Raw genomic sequence first — 19,775 nt, forward strand, 5'->3', positions numbered from 1 at the left:
CCTCACATCCGGTAGACCGGCCGCGGGCCGGTGTCCTTGTCGCCGCCCGCGCCCAGCGCCAGGCACAGGCCCAGCACGTCGCGGGTCTGGTCGGGCTCGATCAAGCCGTCGTCCCACAGCCGCGCGGTGGCATAGTAGGGATCGCTCTGTTCCTCGAACTGGGCGCGGGTGCGCCGGTCGAGCTCGGCGATCTCCGCTTCGTTCGCCTGCGATTTCAGGCTGGCCCGGCGCAGCTCGGTCACCACGGTCGCGGCGACATCCGGGCTCATCGTCGCGATGCGGGCATTGGGCCAGGAGAACAGGAAGCGCGGGCGGAAGCCGCGCCCGCACATGCCGTAGTTGCCGGCGCCGTACGAGCCGCCGACGATCACCGTATATTTCGGCACGCGCGCATTGGAGACGGCATAGACGAGCTTCGCCGAATGCTTGGCGATGCCGCCGCGCTCCGCCTCGGTGCCGACCATGAAGCCGGTGATGTTCTGCAGGAACAGCAGCGGGATCTGGCGTTGGTCGCACAGCTCGATGAAATGCGCACCCTTCAGCGCGCTTTCGGAAAACAGCGCCCCGTCATTGGCCAGGATCCCGACCGGATAGCCATGGATATGGGCAAAGCCGGCGATCAGCGTCGCGCCGTAGTCGGGCTTGAACTCGGCGAGCTGCGATCCGTCGACCATCGAGCGGATCAGCGCGCGCATGTCAGCCGGGCGCTTCAGGTCCACCGGTGCGTGCTCGGACGGCCGTCCGGCGGCAACGAGCGGCGCCAGGCTCTGGCGCGGCGGCGGCGTCACCTTGCGGCCCTCTCCCAGATTGGCGACGATCTCGCGCAGCATGCGCATGGCGCTTTCCTCGTCGGGCGCGACGTGGTCGCTGACGCCGGAGACGGTGGTGTGCATGTCCGCGCCGCCCAGCGTCTCGCCGTCGACGATCTCGTTGATCGCCGCCTTGACGATGGGCGGGCCGCCGAGATGGATGCGGCCCGTGCCGCGCACCATGATCACCTGGTCGCTGAGCGCCGGGATATAGGCCCCGCCCGCGGTGCAGCCGCCGAAGACGACGGAGATCTGCGGCAGGCCGGCCGCCGACATCTGGCACTGCCGCCAGAACGCCCCGCCGAAATGGTCCTTGTCGGGAAACACCCGGTCCTGTTCGGGCAGGAAGGCGCCGCCGCAATCGACGAGGTAGATGCAGGGAAGGCCGTGCTCCTCCGCCACTTCCTGGGCGCGCGAGTGCTTGCGCACCGTCTCGGCGAAGAACGAGCCGCCCTTCACCGTGGCATCGTTGGCGATCAGCATGCAGGGCCGGTCGTGGATCAGGCCGATGCCGGTGACGATGCCCGCTCCCGGCACCTCGCCGCCATAGAGCCCGTGCGCGGCCAGCGGCGACAGTTCCAGGAAGGCGGTGCCGGGGTCGAGCGCCAGCTCGATGCGCTCGCGCACGAAGATCTTGCCGCGCTCCGCGTGGCGGGCGCGGAATTTCTCGCCGCCGCCTTGCGCTGCCGCCGCCTGCACCTGTCTCAGTGCGGCCACCAGGTCGTCCATGCCTGCCACGAGCTGCTCCTCCCGTTCGCATCGCCTCGCCCGGTTCGGGGCCCGGCCGGCTTCCCGTCTGTCTCCGGCTCCGGTCGGGCAATTGACAATCTACCTAACGGCCGTTAGAAAATATGTCAACTGGACGGGAGCGAGCGCGGTCGCCGCCCACCACGGCCAGGCAATCGTGAGGGGAGGGATCGAATGACAGCTTCCGGTTTCGATGTGACGAGCGCCAGCGACGTCTTCTTCGAGGAGGAGCACAAGATGCTGCGCGATCAGGTGCGCCGCTTCGTCGAGGAAGAGATCAAGCCCCATGCCGACCAGTGGGAGGCGGACGGCGCCACGCCGCGCGAGCTGCTGCGCAAGATGGGCGCGCTCGGCTTCTTCGGCATCCGCTATCCGGAAGCCTATGGCGGCAGCGCCATGGACGAGCGCGCCACCGTCGTCCTGTCGGAAGAGCTCGGCCGCTCGACCTATGCCGGCGTTGCCATCACCGCGCTGGTCCACACGGACATGGCCTCGGTCCATCTCTTCAATGCCGGCAACGACGCCCAGAAGGCGAAATACATGCCCGGCATCGTCAGCGGCGAGATCATCACCGCCGTCGGCGTCACCGAGCCGGACGCCGGCTCCGACGTCAAGGGCATCCGCACCACCGCCCGCCGCGAGGGCGACCATTACGTGCTCAACGGCACCAAGACCTTCATCACCAACGGTGTGCTGGCCGATGTCTACTGCATCGCCGCCAAGACCGGCGGCGATGGGCCGGCCAGCAAGGCGGTGACCATGTTCATCATTGAGAAGGGCATGGAAGGCTTCACCGTCTCGCGCGCCCTCGACAAGCACGGCTGGCGCAGCTCCGACACCGCCGAGCTCTCCTTCGTCGATGTCCGCGTGCCGGCCGAGAACGTCCTCGGCGAGGAGGGGCGCGGCTTCTACGAGATCATGAAGAACTTCCAGAACGAGCGCCTGGTGCTCGGCGCCATGGCGATGGGCGAAGCCCAGGCGGCCATCGAGCTGACGGTCGCCTATGTCCGCGACCGCAAGGCCTTCGGCGCCCCGCTCTGGGAGAAGCAGGCGATCCGCCAGCGCCTCGCCATGCTGTCGTCGCGCGTCGAGGCGGCGCGGCAGATGATCTATGCCACCGCTGTCCGTGTTGCGCGCGGCGAGCAGTTGGTGCGCGAGGTCTCGATGATCAAGGCGCTGTGCGGCGAGCTGGTCAACGAGGTCATGTATGCCTGCGTCCAGTTCCACGGCGGCATGGGCTTCATGCGCGAGAGCACCATCGAGCGCATGTCGCGCGATGCCCGCGTCCAGGCGATCGGCGGCGGGGCGACCGAGGTGATGCTCGAAGAAGTCGCCAAGCGCATGTGACCTTGATGCGCGCCTTCGTGCTGGAAACCGGCTTCGGCCTCGACAACCTGGTGCTGCGGGAGCGGGAAACGCCGATGCCCGGGCTGGGCGAGGTGCTGCTGGAGATGCGCACCGCCTCGCTCAACTACCGCGACCTCGTGGTGGTGGCCGGCGGCCATGGCCGCGCCGTGCGTCCGCCGCTGGTCCCCCTGTCGGACGGCGTCGGCATCGTCGTCGAGACCGGGCCGGGTGCGCGCGACCTTGCCGTCGGCGACCGGGTGGCACCGGCCTTCTATCAGCACTGGCAGGGCGGCGCGCCGCCCGACGATCTGGAGGCCGGCCGTCTCGGCGGGCCGCTCCAGGGCGTGCTCGCCTCCCATTGCGTCTTTCCCGAGAGCGGCCTTGTCCGGGTTGCCGAGGGTCTTTCCAATGCCGAGGCGGCGACGCTCCCTTGCGCCGGCGTCACGGCCTGGAGCGCCCTGTCCGAGCCCTGGCCGCTGCGCCCCGGCGAAAGCGTGCTGATCCAGGGCACCGGCGGCGTCGCGCTGATGGCGCTGGCGCTCGCCCGCCGCGCCGGCGCCCGCACCATCGTCACCACCTCCTCGCCGATCAAGGCGGCGCGCCTTGCCGCGCTCGGCGCCGATCTCGTCATCGACCGCAATGCAACGCCCGACTGGGCCCGCGCCGTGCGCGCGGCGACGGACGGGCGCGGCTGCGAGCGGGTGCTGGAGCTCGGCGGGGCGGCAACGCTCAACGAGTCGGTCAAGGCGGTGCGCACCGGCGGCACGATTCTACTGATCGGCAATGTCACCGGCTCGATGGCCGAGCTCTTCCTGCCGCTGGTCCTGACCCGGCGCATCACCTTGCATTCGGTGTCCTGCGGCTCGCGCCAGGCGTTCCAGGCGCTGATGGGCGCGCTGGCGGCGGGCGGCATCCGTCCGGTGGTCGACCGGGTCTTTCCCTTCGAGCAGGCGCACGAGGCTTTTCGCACCCTTGAAAAGGGCGAGCACTTCGGAAACATATGCGTCTCGCTCTCGCAGGACCCGCCCCGTTGACCGCCTCCCGTCCCAAGCCGCAGAAGAAGACGAAGAAGGCGCTCGAGGCCCGGCAGGTCATCATGGCGGCCGCCGCCCGGATGATGCGCGAGCGCGGCTATGCCGACACTTCGCTGCGCGATCTGGCGGCCGAGGTCGGCATGAAGGCCGGCAGCCTCTACTACCATTTCGCCTCCAAGGACGAGCTGGCCATCGAGGTCATGCGGCTCGGCGTGCAGCTTGTCTGCGATGCAGTCGACGAGGCGCTGGCGCGGCGGCCCGATGCCGGCCCGCGCGAACGGATCGTCATTGCGCTTACCGTTCATCTGGAGACGCTGCTGTCGGCGAGCGACTTCGCCTCGGCCCATATCCGCTGCTACCCCTTCGTGCCGGAGGCGGTGCAGCAGGAGCTGCTGGCCACGCGCCGCAACTACGACAAGGTCTGGAGCGCGATCATCCGCGATTATCTGGGGCCGCAGGCCGACGGCCTGCGTGTCCGCTACCTGCGCCACGCCCTGATCGGCGCGCTCAACTGGTCGCTGGAATGGTTCGACCCCGCCCGCGACAGCGTCGCCGGCTACGTTGCCGCGCTCGAGCGGCTGCTGCCGCCCGAAACGAGGGCGTGAGGTTTTCAGACGACCATTGCGGCCATATTAATGGGTCCTGACCCTAAGCTTCTGCGTAGCGACGCAGGCCCATGCCGATTAACAACATCGACACAAAGAGAAGCCACGCAGCAAGCATCATGATGCGGAAGAAATTTGCGAGAGGTGAGACCTTGACCCTTGAAAGCTGGTTAGTAGGAACTCCTTTGGGCTTAGTTGCCATGAGCCCCAGATAGCAAATTAGAGTGATGGCAACAAATGTTACCATGTAAGAATCCATCCAGTCTGGAACTCTTACGAATCCGAAATTGAAGGCGTAAGACTGGGATGATGGAAAGGTGATTCCCAAAATTGCACATGAAATCAGTTTTATTTTATACATAATCTTCCCTCGCGAGATGACCTTAATTAGGCGAGGGTAGGTGGTGTGAGTTAAAAGGCTTTTAAAGAACCGTTTCCTTGGAACAGGTAAGGCTATCGGTGGCAAAGCTATTGGAAACGCGGCTTTGTGCGATCTGCCCGCTCAGCGTTGCGAGGCGGCGACCATCGCGCCGACGCCGATGAAGGCACCGCCGGTCACCCGGTTGAACACTTGTCCCCAGCGTGTCAGCCAGGGCGCCAGCCGTCCGGCCGCCCCCGCCAGCACCACCTCGTAGGCGAATTCCACCGCCGCGTAGGTTCCCGCGAAGATCGCGAACTGCAGCCAGAGCGAGGTGCCCGGCTGCATGAACTGCGGCAGGAAGGTCGAAAAGAAGATCAGCGCCTTCGGGTTCGACAGCGCCACCAGAAGGCCTTGCGTGAAGGCACGCCGGCGGCTGATCGGACGCGCCGCCGGCCCGCCCTCGCTCGCCGCCTGGATGCCGGCGGTGAAGGCCGGCGCCCGCCACAGCCGGATGCCCAGCCACACCAGATAGGCCGCGCCCACCCACTTCACGACGCTGAACAGCATCTCGGAGGTCAGCATCAGGGCGCCGAGGCCGGCGAGCGAGGCGCCGATCAGCAGCGTCATGCCGGTGATGCAGCCGAGCGCGGTGAACACCGTGCGGCCGAGCCCGTAACGGACCCCGTGATTGAGGCAGAGAAGACCGTTCGGCCCCGGCGTCAGCGACAGGGCGAGCGAGGCCAGCAGGTAGACCAACCACAGATCGAAGCTCATGCCGGCACTCCACAAGGGCGGGCGGGGAATAACGTGCGCCGGGCGCGAAAAGGATGCGCAGCCGAGCGGCGGACTCTAACACGCGCCGCGCCGTTGGAAAGGGGCTGCGCGCGGCTTGGCGATTTTGCGACGATTGAGACGGGTTCGGCCGATTTCGAGACGGAATTTTGCAAAATCCGTCTCAATTTTCCCGCACGGCCTTATCCCCGTGCGCGCCATTGCCGAGGGCGCTCCGCTGGTGTCCGCACCTGTGCGAAAAGCACCGGAACAAGCCGATCCGCGGCCCTTGCGTGCAGGTTCCTGCCGGGAAGGCGACCGATCTGTCCCCGAAAGCGGTACGTAAAAGCGGCGGTTTCTTGAGAAATCTTGCGCGGAGGCGTCAAGCCGGCTTCGTCGCACTTGTCCCCGTGGCCGGGCCGGTGGGCGCAGGTCTCGAGGACTGCCGCCGGGGTGGCGTTGGCTGCGCCGCGCGCTGCGGGTTGTCCCCGCAGCGCGCGGCGTCGATCTGCCCGGCTGTTATTCGGCCGGCGCCCGGTCTGCGGCAGGGGACTTGTCCCCGGCCGCCGGCGCGGGATGGTCGTCGCCCTCGTGCTTCGGCAGGTGGCCGTCGATCGGAATGCGGCGGAACATCCGCATCACGAAGACGAAGAACACCGGCACGAAGAAGATCGCCAGGATCGTACCGGAGATCATGCCGCCCATCACGCCGGTGCCGATGGCGTTCTGGCTGCCGGCGCTGGCACCGGAGGCGATGGCCAGCGGCGTCACGCCCAGGGTGAAGGCTAGCGACGTCATCAGGATCGGCCGGAAGCGCAGATGCGCCGCCTCGATGGTGGCGTCGATCAGCGAGCGCCCCTCTGCCATCAGGTCCTTGGCGAACTCGATGATCAGAATGGCGTTTTTCGCCGACAGGCCGACGATGGCGATCAGGCCGACGGTGAAGTAGACGTCGTTCGGCATGCCGCGCAGCGTCACCGCGGCCACCGAGCCGATCACGCCCAGCGGCACGACGAGCATCACCGCGAACGGGATCGACCAGCTCTCGTAGAGCGCGGCCAGCAGCAGGAACACGAACAGGATGCTGAGGCCGATCAGGAACGGTGCCTGCGATCCCGACTGGATCTCCTGCAGCGACTGGCCCGTCCACTCGTAGCCGAAGCCGGCCGGCAGCTCGCCGGCAAGCCGCTCCATCTCGGCAATGGCATCGCCCGACGAGTAGCCGGGCGCCGCCTCGCCGGAGATGCGGATCGACGGGTAGCCGTTATAGCCGACGATCTGCGAGGGCCCCTTGCGCCATTCCACGCTGGCGAAGGCCGAAAGCGGCACCATTCCGCCGTTGTTGTTGCGGACGTTCAGGCGCAGCAGGTCGCTGGTCTGCATGCGGGCGTCCTGGTCGGCCTGCACCGTCACGCGCTGCATGCGTCCCGAGTTCGGGAAGTCGTTGACATAGGTCGAGCCGAGATTGGCAGAGATGGTCGCGTTGATGTCGGCGAAGGCGACGCCGAACGCATTGGCCTTCTCGCGGTCGATGACGAGGTCGACCTGGGCCGCGTCCGGAAGGCCGTCGATGCGCAGGCCGGTCAGGATCGGGCTCTGAGAGGCCGCCCCCATCAGCTGGTCGCGCGCGGCGCCCAGCGCCTCGGTGCCGCGTCCGCCGCGGTCCTGCAGGCGGAAGCTGAAGCCGTTCGAGGTGCCGAGGCCCTGGATCGCCGGCGGCGACAGGGCGAAGGAAATCGCGTCCTTGATGCCGAAGAGCTGGCCGTTGGCGCGGCCCGCAATGGCGCCGGCCGCGTCCTCGGGTCCGCGTTCGGACCAGTCCTTCAGCGTTACGAAGGCAAGGCCGGCATTCTGTCCGGTGCCGGAGAAGCTGAAGCCGAGAATGCCGACGATACGCGAGACGGCGCTTTCCTTGCCGAAGATCGCCTCGACCTGCTCGATGACCTCCAGCGTGCGGTTGGCGCTCGCCTCAGGCGGGGCCTGGACGTTGACCAGGAGGTAACCCTGGTCCTCGTTCGGCAGGAACGAGGACGGCAGGCGCATGAAGCCCCAGCCGAGGCCGACCAGCAAGGCCAGATAGATGATCATCATCCGCCCCGCGCGGCGCGACATCCAGCCGGCGACCGAGCTGTAGCCGTTGGTCGTGCGGGCGAAACCGCGGTTGAACCAGCCGAAGAAGCCCGTCTTCTCGTGGTGGCCTTGCGGGATCGGCTTCAGCATGCTGGCGCACAGCGCCGGCGTGAAGGACAGCGCCAGGAAGCCGGAGAACAGGATCGACACGACCATGGTCAGGCTGAACTGCTGGTAGATGACGCCGACCGCACCGGGAAAGAACGCCATCGGCACGAACACCGCCGTCAGCACCAGGGTGATGCCGATGATGGCGCCGGAAATCTGCGACATCGCCTTGCGCGTCGCCGCCCGCGGCGACAGGCCTTCCTCGGCCATGATGCGCTCGACGTTCTCGACCACGACGATGGCGTCATCGACGAGAATGCCGATGGCTAGCACCATGGCGAACATGGTCAGCACGTTGATCGAGAAGCCGGCCGCCAGCATGACGGCGCAGGTGCCCAGCAGCGCCACCGGCACCACCAGCGTCGGGATGACGGTGTAGCGGAAACTTTGCAGGAACAGGAACATCACCACGAAGACGAGGGCGACGGCCTCCAGCAGCGTATGGATCACCTTCTCGATCGACGCCTCGACGAAGGGCGAGGTGTCGTAGGGGATCTCGTAGGCGATGCCTTGCGGGAAGAACTGGGCCAGTTCCTCCATCTTGGCGCGCACCGCCTCCGACGTCGCCATGGCGTTGCCGGTCGAGGCGAGCTGCACGCCGATGGCCGCGCTCGGCTGGCCGTTCAGGCGTGTGGAGAAGTTGTAGTCCTCGCCGCCGATCTCGAGGCGCGCGACATCGGAGAGACGGACCGTGGAGCCGTCCGGATTGGCCCGCAGCACAACCTGGCCGAACTCGTCGAGGGACGACAGCTGTCCCTTGACCAGCACGCTGGCCGAGATCTGCTGGGTGATCGGGTTGGGCAGCGCGCCGATGCGGCCGGCCGCGACCTGGGCGTTCTGTGCCCGAATCGCATTGATGACGTCGCTGGACGACAGGTTGAGGCCCAGCATCTTGTCCGGGTCCAGCCAGACGCGCATGGACCGCTGGGTCGCGAAGAGCTGAGCGCTGCCGACGCCGTCGATGCGGCGGATCTCGCCGAGCACGTTGCGGCTGAGATAGTCGCCGAGATCGACCACGTTGTAGGAGCCGTCGGTCGAGGTGACCGACACCACCATCAGGAAGCCCGCGCCGGCCTGCTCGACGCGGATGCCCTGCTGGGAGACGATGCCGGGCAGTCGCGGTTCGACGCGGCGCACTGCATTCTGCACGTCGACCGAGGCCTGCGACACGTCGGTGCCGGGCTGGAACGTCGCGGTGATCGAGATCCGGCCCGACGTTTCGGAGGTGGATTCGAAATAGATCAGCCCCTCGACGCCGTTCAGCTCTTCCTCGATCGGGCGGGTGACGCTGAGATAGGCGTCCTCGGGCGCCACGCCCGGATAGTTGGTCGAGATGGAGATCTGCGGCGGGGCGACGTTGGGATACTGGGCAACCGGCATGAAGGGGATCGCGATCACGCCGGCAAGCGTGATGAAGATGGCGATGACCCATGCGAAGACCGGCCGGTTGATGAAAAAGGACGGCATCAGATCGGATCCTGTGAGACCGGCCCGCAGGCGGCGCGGGAGGGCGCCGGCGGCCGTGGGCGGGCCGTTGAGTCAGGACGGGGCGGGCGCGGCCCTTGCGGCAGGGCGTGCCCGTCCCGACAGGTTAGTTGGCCGCGACTTCGGCCGTCTTGCTTGCGCCTTCCCAGGGGGTCGCCGCGACCGGTGCGCCGGGACGCAGCTTCTGGAAGCCCTCGACGATCACCTTGTCGCCGGCGGAAAGGCCCTTGGTGATCACCCAGCGGGTGCCGACGATGCGACCGGTCTCGACGGAGCGCAGCTCCGCCTTGTCCTCGGCGCCGACCACATAGACCTGCGCCTGGCCGCCGGCATTGCGCTGCACCGCCTGCTGCGGCACGGCGAGGGCGTTGTTCTCGATGCCCTGCTCGATCAGCACGCGGACATACATCCCCGGCAAGAGGTCGCCGTCCGGGTTCGGGAACTCCCCGCGCAGCGTGATTTGCCCGGTCGTGGCGTCGACCGCCGCCTCGGAAAACAGCAGCCGCCCCTTGTGCGGATACGCTTGTCCATCATCCAGCTTGAGCTGAACGGCCGCCTCGCCGGCGCGCGGACCGGTCAGCGAGCCGACCTGCAGCGAGCGGCGCAGGCTCAGCAACTGATTGGCGGACTGAGTGAAATCCGCGTAGACCGGATCGAGCTGCTGGATCGTCGCCAGCACGCCGCTGGAGGAATCCACCAGCGCGCCCTCGGTCAGCAATGCCCGTCCGATGCGCCCCGTGATCGGCGCGCGCACTTCCGAGAAATGCAGATTCAACTCGGCCGCGTCGAGGCCTGCCTGGGCGATCGCGACATCGGCGTCGGCCTGGGCGAGCGAGGCGATGGCATTGTCGCGCGCCTGCACGCTGGTCACCCGGCGTTCGTGCAGCTCCTTCTGCCGGTCCGCCTCCTGGCGCGCCTGCAGCTGCACCGCCTGGGCGCGCTGCAGCGTCGCGCGGGCGCTTGCCACCTGGACGCGGAACGGCTCGGGATCGATGCGGTAGAGCACGTCGCCTTCCTGGACGATGCTGCCCTGCTCGAACACTCGCTCGACCAGAATGCCCGAGACGCGCGGGCGCACCTCGGCGATCCGCGTCGGTGCGATGCGGCCCGGCAGCTCGTTGGTGATCGGCAGCGTCTCGGCCTTGAGTTCGACGAAGCTCACGCCGGTCGGCGGCATGGCGGGTGCGCCGCCCGCCTCGTTCTTGCTGGCGACCTCATTGCAGCCGGCAAGCAGCGCGGCGGCGAGGATCACGGAAGTCAGTCTGAATTTCATCGGGTCGACCTCTCGGGGGAAGAGGAAAGTGCGGAGGCGGGCGCGGATGCCGGTGCGGGCACCTGGTCAACGAGCCAGCCGATTTCGGCAATGATCCGGGCGCGTTCTTCCGGCGCCCAGTCGTGCAGTCCGAGCCATTCGAGCGACATCAGCCCCTCGGTGGCGAGAAAGGCGAGAAGTGCGCCACGCGGATTGCGCGAGGTCTCGGTGACCTGGGCGATCCGCTGGCCATAGGTGCGGGCGATCGGCTCGCGCAGGTCGGCGTCCTGTGCGAGCGAGGCGAGCAGGCCGAGCGCCACCGCCCGATCCTCCTCGGTAAGCAGGTGCGAGGCAACTTCTATGCGGGTGCGGATCGCCGCGTTCGGGTCGCCCGAAAAGCTTGCTGCGACCTCCTGCTCGCAGGTCGCATGCGCGGCCAGCCGCCGCTCGACGACGGCTTTGATCAGGGCCTGCTTGGTCTTGTAGTCGTAAAGGACGCTGGCCTTGCTGATGCCGGCCTCGCAGGCCACCGCATCCAGCGTCAGGCGCGCAGCACCATCCCGCATCACAACCTGCTCGGCCGCGTCCAGTACCGTGTCGCGCTTGATTGTCCGCTTGCGTCCCATGCCGTTCCCGTTTTTCCAACCGGATGGATATATATCCTCCGCGGTCGGATGCAACAGGTTTTTTTGCAGCGCAACACGAAGTTTTGAAACGGCCGCCTGGGGGGGCGTCAATCCCCGCCGCGGACCTGCACGGACCGGCGCCGCGAGGGATGCGGCGCGCGCGAGGTCAGGGTGTCGCGCATTCTCCCGGCCGTGCTGCGCAGGGCGGGCACGGCGGTGCGTTCGGCATCGTTGTCCTCTGGTGCGGCGCAGCGCATGGCAACCAGCAGGGCGACGGTCGAGGGATCGAGCCGAGTCTGCAGTTCGGGCAGGGGGGCCGGCCGACCGATCAGGTAGCCCTGCACCTCGTTGCAGCCTTCTTCGGCCAGCACCCGCAACTCGTCCGCCTCCTCCACGCCTTCGGCCACCACGCTCATGCCGAGGGCATCGCCGAGCCGGACGATGGTCTCGACGATGGATCGCGCGCTCGGCGTCTTGCGCATGGCGCGGATGAAGGAACGGTCGATCTTGATCACGTCGAAGGGGAAGCGCGACAGGTAGCCGAGCGAAGAGTAGCCGGTGCCGAAGTCGTCCAGTGCGATGCGCACGCCGAGCGACTTGAGCGCGGTGAGGATCTGCAGCGCTCGCCGGTCGTCGTCGATCAGCACGTTCTCGGTGACTTCCAACTCCAGCCGCCCGGCGGCAAGCCCCGTCGTCTCCAGCACGTCGCGCACGGTCTCGATGAAATGCTTGTCGCGGAACTGCAGCGGGCTGACATTGACACTTATGCGCGGGATTTCGCGATGCGCCTGGACGATGGCGCAGGCACGGCGCAGGACCCATTCGCCGATGGCGATTATCCTCCCCGACTGCTCGGCCACCGGAATGAAGTCGCTCGGGCTGATCATCCCCTTTTCCGGGTGATGCCAGCGGATCAATGCCTCATAGCTGCCGATGCCGCTGCTGCGCAGGTCCAGCCGCGGTTGCAGGTAGAGTTCGAACTCTTCCTGCTCGATCGCCTGCACCAGATCGGCCTCCAGCAGTCGTCGCTTGCGCAGCGCGGCATCCATGCCTTCCTCGAACAAACAGTAGGTATTCCGCCCCAGATTCTTGGCCTTGTAGAGCGCCGTGTCGGCGCGCGATACGATGATCTCCGTATCCTCGCCATGCAGCGGGCTGACGGCGATGCCGATGCTGGCGCCGCTGCGCAGCGTCAAGCCGTTGCCGCAGTCGATGGGCTGCGACAGGGCATGCACCAGCCGGTGCGCGAGGTCGGCCGCCTGATTGGCGAAGGCGATCTGGTGCTGGATGATGGCGAACTCATCCCCGCCCAGCCGGGAGATCGTGTCGCTCGCCGGGACGAGCGCGCGCAGCCGGTCGGCGGTCGCGCGGATCACCTGGTCGCCGGCCAGGTGGCCGTGGACGTCGTTGATTTCCTTGAACCGGTCGAGGTCGATCATCAGCACGGCAGCGGAGCCGCCACGCCGCCGGGCATCGGCGAGCACCGCGGCCAGCCGGTTCGAGAACACCGTGCGGTTCGGCAGGTCGGTCAGCGGGTCGTGCTCGGCCAGGTGGCGGATATGCTGCTCGGCCTTCTTGCGGTCGCGCAGGTCGACCATCGCCGACACCCGGGTTCGCTCGCCGCGATACAACACCTCGCGGGCGCGCACCTCCACCGGGATGCGACTGCCGTCGGCATGGATGATATGCAACTCGTAAGGCCCGCTCTCCTTTTGCGACAGCTGCTGGTGGACCCGCTCGCGGTCTTCCTCGGCGATATGGCCCAGCATACCCGTGCCCTTGAGCGCTTCGAGCGGGCGGCCCGTCAGTTGCTCCAGCGCGTGATTGCCGTCGATGATGCGCCCCTGCACGGAGATGACGATGGCCTCGAACGTGGCATTGGCGAGTGCGGTCAGCCGCTCTGCCTCTTCCTCTGCCCGCCGCTGCTCCGCCTTGCGGCCTCGGGCAAGTTCCTCGTTCTGGATCGAGTCCATCAGCCGGTTGAACAGCCGGGTCATGCGTTCAGCCTCGTCGCCGGGCTCCACCGGCAGACGCAGGCTGAGATCGGCATGCCCTTCCACGAGCCGCCCGACGGCGTCTTCCACATGGCCGATGCCCAGACGGGTGCCGTGTTCGGCTTCGTTCAACCCGCGGATCTCGCCGTCACGGTCGACACGCAGGGCGATGACGCGCTTCAAGGCGAGGAAGAAGGCAAGGCCGAGCCCGAAGGCGAAGGCGAAATTGAGGGCCGCACCGCCCGCCTGGACAGCGAACTGCGCGAGCCGCCCGCCCGCCGGCAGGTTCTCCACCGGCGCCAGCAGCGCAAGCCCCAGCGTGCCGACCACGCCGGCGATGCCGTGCACGCCGATGGCGCCGACCGCGTCGTCGATGCGCAACTGCCGTTCCAGAACCGAAATGCCGACGACGGCGGCAAGGCCGCCGGCAAGGCCGATAGCCAGGGCGCCCGGCGTCTCGAGCACCATGCATCCGGCGGTGACGGCCACCAGCCCGCCGAGCATGCCTGAAAACGCCTTTTCGGGCAGCAGCACCCCCTCGCGTGCCCAGGCGACGACATAGCCGCCGCAGGTGCCGGCGGCGGCGGCTAGCACGGTGTTGGCGATTACATGGGCGATATCAGGCGAGGCCTTCAGGGTCGAGCCGCCATTGAAGCCGATCCACCCGACGAAGAGCAGCAGGGCGCCGGCCGTCGCCAAGACCGGGCTGTGGCCCTGGAAGCGCAAGGGGCGTCCGTCTGCATCGAAGCGGCCGATGCGCGGGCCGATGACCAGGCAGGCGGCAAGCGCGATCCATGCGCCGGTGCCGTGCACCACGGTGGAACCGGCGAAGTCGACGAAGCCGGCATTCGCCAGGAAGGCGCCGGCATTCTGACCGAGCGCATTGCCCCAGGCCCAGTGCACGAAGACCGGATAGACCAGGCCGGCGATGAAGACGGAGCAGGCTACATAGGCGGCAAGCGGCATGCGCTCGGCGACCGCGCCGGAGACGATGGTCGCCGCCGTGCCGCAGAACATCACCTGGAAGACGAAGAAGGCTAGGCCCCAGGAATCCAGCCCGCCGAGCATGAAAAACGCCGGATCGTAGCCGATCCCAAAGCCGGAGCCGGCACCGAAGGCGAACATGAAGCCGATCCCGGCGAACACCAGCACCGAAAAGGTGAAATCGAGAAGGTTCTTCTGCGCGACGTTGATGGAGTTCTTCGATCGCACCATGCCCGCTTCCATGAGCAGGAAGCCGACCTGCATGAGCAGAACGAGTCCGGCGGCGAGCAGAACCCAGACGAAGTCCAGGGTGCGGTGCAGCGAAGCGAGGGCCGATACATCCTCGGCAGAGGCGGAGCCTGCCGTTGCGGCAAGCACGACCGAGGCGGCAAAGCCGATCATTGCCAGGTGCCGAACCGATGAATCTTGTGCCGCCATATCCCTGCCAGGTCCCCGTCCGCCCTTTATTTGCCAGAGCTTAGGAACCAGCAGTTAAAAACTGATTGAGGTGTTGCATGCCCGCAACGAGCGTTCTGATTGCAGTTTTTCGTTGTAGGTTTTTCGGTTCTGAGGGCGAGATATTCATGTTGCATTGCAGCGATAAATTTGCCTTTACGGCAGTTTCGGCACGTCGAGTGGTCCGGCGCGAACGGGGAAGGGGGCGCTGGAAGCCGCCGGACGGGCTTCACATTCGCTCGCGATGCTTTAGGATCGCGCACAGATTGCAATCGCCCGTTCAGCGGGCCGCTCCAGTTGATGGAAAATCCGCACATGCGCCTTGATATTCGACATGCTCTTTCCGCATCCCGCCTTGCCGTGTTTGCCGGCTTGTTCGTGACCGCGAGCCTGGGCGCGGCTGCGGCACAGGACGCGGCACCCAAGCCGGCGGACGGCGCTGCAGCGCCCAACTGGATCGTGCAATGCTCGGAAGCGACCGACAAGGCCCCCAAGCGTTGCCGCGCGCTGCAGAACATCGTCATGCAGGAAGGCGGCCAGCGGCTGCTGACCGTGGTGGTCGAGCCGCGCGAGGGCGCGCCGAACCATGCATTGGTACTGGCATTGCCGCATGGCGTTTTCCTCCCGGCCGGCACCCAGATCCGCGTCGATGAGGGTGAGCCGGTGGCGATGGCGATCCAGACCAGCGATGCCAATGGCGCCTATGCCGGCGCGGCGATCAGCGACGAACTGCTCGCCTCGTTGAAGAAGGGCCAGCGCCTCATCGTCGCCTTCAAGACCGCGCAGCAACAGGACCTGGCGATCCCGGTAACGCTGATCGGCTTTACTTCCGCCTACGGCCAGCTCGGCGGCTGATCGGCTGGCAAACCCGAAAAATCAAAAGGGCAGGTCTGCGAGGACCTGCCCTTTTCGTCTGGTCGCGGGAAACGTCTCGCGTCTCAGCCATCCGCCGTGCGGCGAACCAGATCGGCCCAGTTCCGCATCGACCACAGATGCGCATAGATCACGGGCAGGGCGCCGGCCTTGCGCAGGTCGAGGAAGGCCTCGTCGGAGAGACCGTTCACACGCGCCTCGTCGATGATGCTGAAGTCGTTGACGTTGAGCACCTCGCCGTCCGGCAGGGTGAAGCGCCCCGCATTCGGCGCGAACAGGTCGTGCTCGGCGATCTTGCGCATCAAGGCTTCGCTCTCGCGGGTTTCCCGCTGGAATGCGGCGCAAAAGTCGAGCGCCTTGCGCACGGCGTCGGTCGGCTCCATGCCCTCGAAGAAGCGCGTCTCGCCCTCGGCGCGCACCTTGTCGCTTGCCCGGTCGACACACAGCGCGAACTCGCTCGCCTCGTCGTTGCGCGCCAGGATGAACGGGTAGCGGCGCACATAAGAGGGGACGTAGGTGTCGGCCGCCCAAGCCCCGTCCGCATCGACGAAGAGGTTGCGGTCCTGCCGCAGGCCCAGCACCGCAACGGCGGCCGGCGGATTGGTGCCGGCGGCAAAGACGATCGGATAATGGCGCGCGGCGATGCCGAACTCGATGGCGTTGAGCGGCACCGCATGGGTCTTGGCGGCGAAGCGATAGTCCGGAGCAAGGTCGATGCCGAGTTCGCCGTGGCGATCGGCGCGCAACGCTTCCGGTCTGCTGTAGAACAGCGGCAGAGTGGACGGGCCGCCCGGCGCCGGGCGCGGGGTGTCCGTGTCGGCCTGAGTGCTGGTCATGCTGGTCCGTCCTCGATTATGCATTGTGGCGAATGGCAACCGCCATCAAAACGATCGGGCGGCGAATTTCTTGTACAAGTCCAACGGCTGGTTGCCTAGACCATCCTGCCTTCAATAAGGTTGGGAAAAGGTGGCTTGTACATCCAGAACGCGAGACCGGAGCCGGACGGAGTACGCATGGCGGCAGATGGCGAGAGCTATACGGGCATCAGCTTCAGCGGCGAGGACATTCGTCTCGACGGGAGCGTCTATCGGGCCTGCGTCTTCCGCGAGTGCCGGATGCTGTATCGGGGCGGGCCGCTGCCGGTGCTGGAGGGCTGCCGGTTCATCGACTGCGGCTGGAACTTCGACGGTGCCGCAGCCAATACGCTTATGATGCTCGGCGCGCTGAACCAGGGCGGGCTTGCGCCGCTGGTCGAGGCGACGCTGGCTGCAATCCGCAATGGCGGCGTGCTGGCGCAGCCGGCCGAAGGGCCGGTCCGCACACCGGGGGCACGGGTGATCGATCTCGGCTTTGGCCGCTTCCCCGTACCCCGGCTGCGCCGTCAGCCGCGCGCGAGCGTGACCGACAAACACGAGGGAGAAGCATGAGCGGCGTGACGGATCTTGCGAAGGTGACGCAGGCGGATTTCGAGAAGGTGCGGGACGAGCCGGTGCTGCTGGTGGCCGCCAACGGGTCGCTGGCGCTGTCGATCGACGAGATCCGGCAAATGGGTAGCGGTGCGAGCGTACGGGACGGAGGCGCTTTCGCGGTCGTCTTGCGTGGTCCGCAGACCCCGTTCATCGAGCAGGGAACCTACCGGCTGGAGATCGGGGCGGCCGGTGCCGCGAACCGGGTCGAGCTGGAGCTGTTTCTCGTGCCGGTCGGCCGCGATGCGAACGGATGCCTTTACGAGGCCGTCTTCACCTGAACCGTATATGGGCGGGAGCCGGCGCCGCGCGCAGGCACCCATTTTCCGGTGATCGCACGCTTTGTCGTGCCCGCCGGCATCATTGCGGGCCGGGTGGATCCCAGCGCATCAGGTGATAGACGCCGGTCTCGCCGGCTTTGACGAAGCCGAGGCGCTGGTAGAGGCGCATCGCCGGATTGAACTGCTCTACATGGATGCCGACGCCTCGCCCACCGCGCTCGGCCAGAGCCAGGACGTCTTCCAGGATCGCACGTCCCGATCCCCGGCCGCGCTGCGCCGGCATGAGAGCGATGTCGATGATGCGCAGCTCGGTTTCCCGCGTGTCGAGATAGAGCCGGCCGACGGGCTGGCTGTCAAACTCGATGACCAGCCACTCCGCCTGCGGAAAATGCTGCATATAGTGGCTGTGCTGCGCCTGGAACTGCTGCGCCAGGAAGCTCGTCTTCTGCTCCGCGCTCCAGGGAACGGGCGCGAGTTCCTCCTCTCGCGTGGACGCGTAAAGGCGAAACAGAAACGGCAGGTCCGCCTCCGGCCGCATCCGGCGGAAAACAAGCCCCAGCGCTTCGGCACGAGGCAAGGTGGGGAGCGTCTCGTCCCGCGCAATGGAAGGATCCGGGCGGTCGAAGCCGTCCGGGTCCCGGCTCTGCTCGGTCATGGCCTGCAGTCCGGCAGCGGTGCCGCGCGCATTCTCATGGACGCGGCGGGAAGATGCCCTGCAGAGCGATGATGAACGTCAGCGTCAGATAGGGCTGCATGTTGTTGTGCGGTTGACTGCCGCCGGTCATTCCCACCGACTGGGGCGCCATCATCGCGCCTGTCAACGTGGCCGTGTACTGGTTGCCGGTGCGCGGAGAGGCCAGCAGGTTGCCTTCGACCGAGTTGGTGTTGCCGACGGTGAACTGGCTGCGCGCCACGGCCTGAACCCGGTGCGTATGCTGCGGCATCTCGGACTGCAGCAGCGTCACGGTCTCGGTCCCGCTCATCTCGCCGAGCTGTCGGAAGGTCAAGCCGGGCCCCTGGCCGTGCTGCATGGGCGAGCGGCCCTGAAGATCGGGAAGGGCGAAGGTCGACTTGCCGTCGCCGCCATAGGTGGTGCCCAGCAGTGAAAACAAGGCAGTGTTCTGCGAGATCGGCAGGAGCTGCCCATCGCAGAACGCCCAGCCCTTGGGGGCGAAATTGCCAGCGAATATACGGATTTCCGCAACGAAAGGATCTGACATTGTGAGCCTCTCAGGTCGGCGAAGGATAGATGCCGTAGAGCGAGATGATGAAGCTGACGGCGAGATACGGCGCCATGTTGTTGTGCGGCTGACTGCCGCCGGCAACCTGGACCGCGTTCGGGCCCAGTTCGGTCAAGGGCGGCAGGGTCTCAGAGGAGAAGTAGGGATCTCCAGCGGCCGTCGAGGCCAGCACGTGGTTCAGTGGGGACGCTTCCGTGCCCGTTGCCTTGTTGGCGATCAACGTGTGCGAGTGGCTCGGAATCTGCTGCTGGGTCAAGGTGACCTCTTCGGAACCTCCGGATTCCGCCAGTATATAGGTCGGCTGGCCGGGCCCCTGTCCGAAATGCAGCGGCAGACGGCCGCGCAGATCGGGCAGGGCGAACGTGTTCTGCCCGTCGCCGCCATAGGTGGTGCCGATCAGATTGAAGAGCGTGTCGTGCTCGGCGATGGACAGCAACTGGCCATTGCAGAACTCCCAGCCGACCGGCGCGAAATTGCCGGCGAACATGCGGATTTCGCCGATATAGGGCGTGGACATGAGGGCCTCCCTCGCTTTTTAGGAAAAGGTGCAGCTCAATTGGGCGACGGGAAGATCCCCTGCAGCGCAATGCAGAAGTTCAACGTGAGGAACGGCTGCATGTTCTGGTGCGCTTGGCTGCCCCCGACATTCGAGAGGCTGCTTGGCGACATGGTGCCCGAATTGGCAAGCGGCCCGTACAGCAGACCGAGATTGTTGCCGAGATAATTGCTGGTCGGAGTGTTCGTATCGACCGCCGTTCCCGAAGCCATGGGCAGGTGGTTGTGCTCGGGCATCTCGGGCGTCGTCAGCGTATGGCTCGCCTCGCCGGCGTGCTGACCCAGGGTGAAACCGCTTCCCACATGCACCGGCACCCTGCCGCGAAGATCGGGGAGAGCAAAATTGGTTGTCCCGTTGCCGCCATAGGTCGTCCCGAGCAGGGAGAACAGAGCCTGGTTCTGGTTGATCGGCAGAAGCTGACCGTTGCAGAAGGCCCATCCCTTCGGCGGGAAGTTGAAACTCATGATCTTGATTTCCGCAAGAAACGGTTCTGACATTCCGCCCTCCCAGGCGCTTTCGGGTGTCGCGAGCCGTGACCGGGAATGGCTAGTCTTGAAAACCCCCGGCCAAAATGATTGCGCCGGGATCCTGTGACAATTTCCAGTCGATATCAAGCGTAAAGAGCACGACTATATTGCGAAAAATATTA

18 protein-coding genes are annotated in these 19,775 nt (G+C 66.5%); 6 read left to right on the top strand and 12 right to left on the bottom strand.

Going from position 1 to position 19,775, the window contains the following annotated elements; all coding sequences use genetic code 11:
- Positions 1 to 2: 2 nt before the first annotated feature.
- On the bottom strand, positions 3 to 1,538 hold the full coding sequence (locus MNI96_RS10480) for an acyl-CoA carboxylase subunit beta (RefSeq protein ID WP_249693036.1): 1,536 nt from the start codon (positions 1,536 to 1,538) through the stop codon (positions 3 to 5).
- Positions 1,539 to 1,730: 192 nt separating this feature from the next.
- Between MNI96_RS10480 and MNI96_RS10485 the strand changes: the two genes are divergently transcribed.
- Genes MNI96_RS10485 through MNI96_RS10495 form a run of 3 tightly spaced genes read left to right on the top strand, consistent with a single transcriptional unit; the run spans position 1,731 to position 4,542 of the window.
- On the top strand, positions 1,731 to 2,903 hold the full coding sequence (locus tag MNI96_RS10485) for an acyl-CoA dehydrogenase family protein (RefSeq protein WP_249692819.1): 1,173 nt from the start codon (positions 1,731 to 1,733) through the stop codon (positions 2,901 to 2,903).
- Between the two features lie 5 nt (positions 2,904 to 2,908).
- The gene (locus MNI96_RS10490; protein WP_249693037.1) at positions 2,909 to 3,937 is read left to right on the top strand and encodes a zinc-dependent alcohol dehydrogenase family protein; all 1,029 of its coding nucleotides are present in this window, start codon (positions 2,909 to 2,911) and stop codon (positions 3,935 to 3,937) included.
- On the top strand, positions 3,934 to 4,542 hold the full coding sequence (locus tag MNI96_RS10495; protein WP_249692820.1) for a TetR/AcrR family transcriptional regulator: 609 nt from the start codon (positions 3,934 to 3,936) through the stop codon (positions 4,540 to 4,542). Before MNI96_RS10490 ends, MNI96_RS10495 begins: the two co-directional genes overlap by 4 nt.
- Before the next feature lie 43 nt (positions 4,543 to 4,585).
- Here the strand turns inward: MNI96_RS10495 and MNI96_RS10500 are convergent, their stop codons facing one another.
- The 6 genes from MNI96_RS10500 to amt form a co-directional block, all read right to left on the bottom strand.
- The gene (locus MNI96_RS10500) at positions 4,586 to 4,801 is read right to left on the bottom strand and encodes a hypothetical protein (protein ID WP_249692822.1); all 216 of its coding nucleotides are present in this window, start codon (positions 4,799 to 4,801) and stop codon (positions 4,586 to 4,588) included.
- 243 nt (positions 4,802 to 5,044) lie between these two features.
- On the bottom strand, positions 5,045 to 5,677 hold the full coding sequence (locus tag MNI96_RS10505) for a LysE family translocator (RefSeq protein WP_158194746.1): 633 nt from the start codon (positions 5,675 to 5,677) through the stop codon (positions 5,045 to 5,047).
- Positions 5,678 to 6,193: 516 nt separating this feature from the next.
- Complete coding sequence (locus tag MNI96_RS10510) at positions 6,194 to 9,379, bottom strand: multidrug efflux RND transporter permease subunit (RefSeq protein WP_249692825.1); 3,186 nt, start codon at positions 9,377 to 9,379, stop codon at positions 6,194 to 6,196.
- Positions 9,380 to 9,503: 124 nt separating this feature from the next.
- Positions 9,504 to 10,670, bottom strand: coding sequence for an efflux RND transporter periplasmic adaptor subunit (locus MNI96_RS10515; RefSeq protein ID WP_249692826.1), 1,167 nt, complete (start codon positions 10,668 to 10,670; stop codon positions 9,504 to 9,506).
- A complete protein-coding gene (locus MNI96_RS10520) occupies positions 10,667 to 11,275 on the bottom strand; it encodes a TetR/AcrR family transcriptional regulator (RefSeq protein ID WP_249692828.1) in 609 nt (202 codons plus the stop codon). Before MNI96_RS10520 ends, MNI96_RS10515 begins: the two co-directional genes overlap by 4 nt.
- Before the next feature lie 107 nt (positions 11,276 to 11,382).
- Positions 11,383 to 14,655, bottom strand: a complete 3,273-nt coding sequence (gene amt / locus MNI96_RS10525) for an ammonium transporter (RefSeq protein ID WP_249692830.1) — start codon at positions 14,653 to 14,655, stop codon at positions 11,383 to 11,385.
- 432 nt (positions 14,656 to 15,087) lie between these two features.
- Here amt and MNI96_RS10530 point away from each other — a divergent pair, with 432 nt between their 5' ends.
- Positions 15,088 to 15,564 carry an invasion associated locus B family protein gene (locus MNI96_RS10530; protein ID WP_249692832.1) on the top strand — a complete coding sequence of 159 codons (477 nt, stop codon included), beginning with the start codon at positions 15,088 to 15,090 and terminating at the stop codon, positions 15,562 to 15,564.
- An 83-nt stretch (positions 15,565 to 15,647) separates the two neighbouring features.
- Here the strand turns inward: MNI96_RS10530 and MNI96_RS10535 are convergent, their stop codons facing one another.
- Positions 15,648 to 16,418, bottom strand: coding sequence for a SapC family protein (locus MNI96_RS10535; RefSeq protein WP_249692834.1), 771 nt, complete (start codon positions 16,416 to 16,418; stop codon positions 15,648 to 15,650).
- Between the two features lie 177 nt (positions 16,419 to 16,595).
- On the opposite strand from MNI96_RS10535, the gene MNI96_RS10540 reads away from it, so the two are divergent.
- Both MNI96_RS10540 and MNI96_RS10545 read left to right on the top strand, forming a co-directional pair.
- On the top strand, positions 16,596 to 17,009 hold the full coding sequence (locus MNI96_RS10540; protein WP_249692836.1) for a hypothetical protein: 414 nt from the start codon (positions 16,596 to 16,598) through the stop codon (positions 17,007 to 17,009).
- On the top strand, positions 17,006 to 17,329 hold the full coding sequence (locus tag MNI96_RS10545; RefSeq protein ID WP_249692838.1) for a DUF6916 family protein: 324 nt from the start codon (positions 17,006 to 17,008) through the stop codon (positions 17,327 to 17,329). Before MNI96_RS10540 ends, MNI96_RS10545 begins: the two co-directional genes overlap by 4 nt.
- Positions 17,330 to 17,408: 79 nt before the next feature.
- Here the strand turns inward: MNI96_RS10545 and MNI96_RS10550 are convergent, their stop codons facing one another.
- From MNI96_RS10550 to MNI96_RS10565, 4 genes are read right to left on the bottom strand one after another with little or no spacing between them, the layout of a single operon-like run.
- Complete coding sequence (locus MNI96_RS10550) at positions 17,409 to 17,984, bottom strand: GNAT family N-acetyltransferase (RefSeq protein WP_249692840.1); 576 nt, start codon at positions 17,982 to 17,984, stop codon at positions 17,409 to 17,411.
- Positions 17,985 to 18,018: 34 nt separating this feature from the next.
- Positions 18,019 to 18,549, bottom strand: coding sequence for a phage tail protein (locus tag MNI96_RS10555; RefSeq protein WP_249692842.1), 531 nt, complete (start codon positions 18,547 to 18,549; stop codon positions 18,019 to 18,021).
- 10 nt (positions 18,550 to 18,559) lie between these two features.
- The gene (locus tag MNI96_RS10560) at positions 18,560 to 19,087 is read right to left on the bottom strand and encodes a phage tail protein (RefSeq protein WP_249692844.1); all 528 of its coding nucleotides are present in this window, start codon (positions 19,085 to 19,087) and stop codon (positions 18,560 to 18,562) included.
- A gap of 35 nt (positions 19,088 to 19,122) precedes the next feature.
- Entirely contained in the window at positions 19,123 to 19,623 is a 501-nt protein-coding gene (locus MNI96_RS10565) for a phage tail protein (RefSeq protein ID WP_249692847.1), read from the bottom strand.
- Positions 19,624 to 19,775 lie beyond the last annotated feature (152 nt).

The sequence above is a fragment of the Stappia sp. WLB 29 genome (assembly GCF_023507705.1).
Classification (GTDB): domain Bacteria; phylum Pseudomonadota; class Alphaproteobacteria; order Rhizobiales; family Stappiaceae; genus Stappia.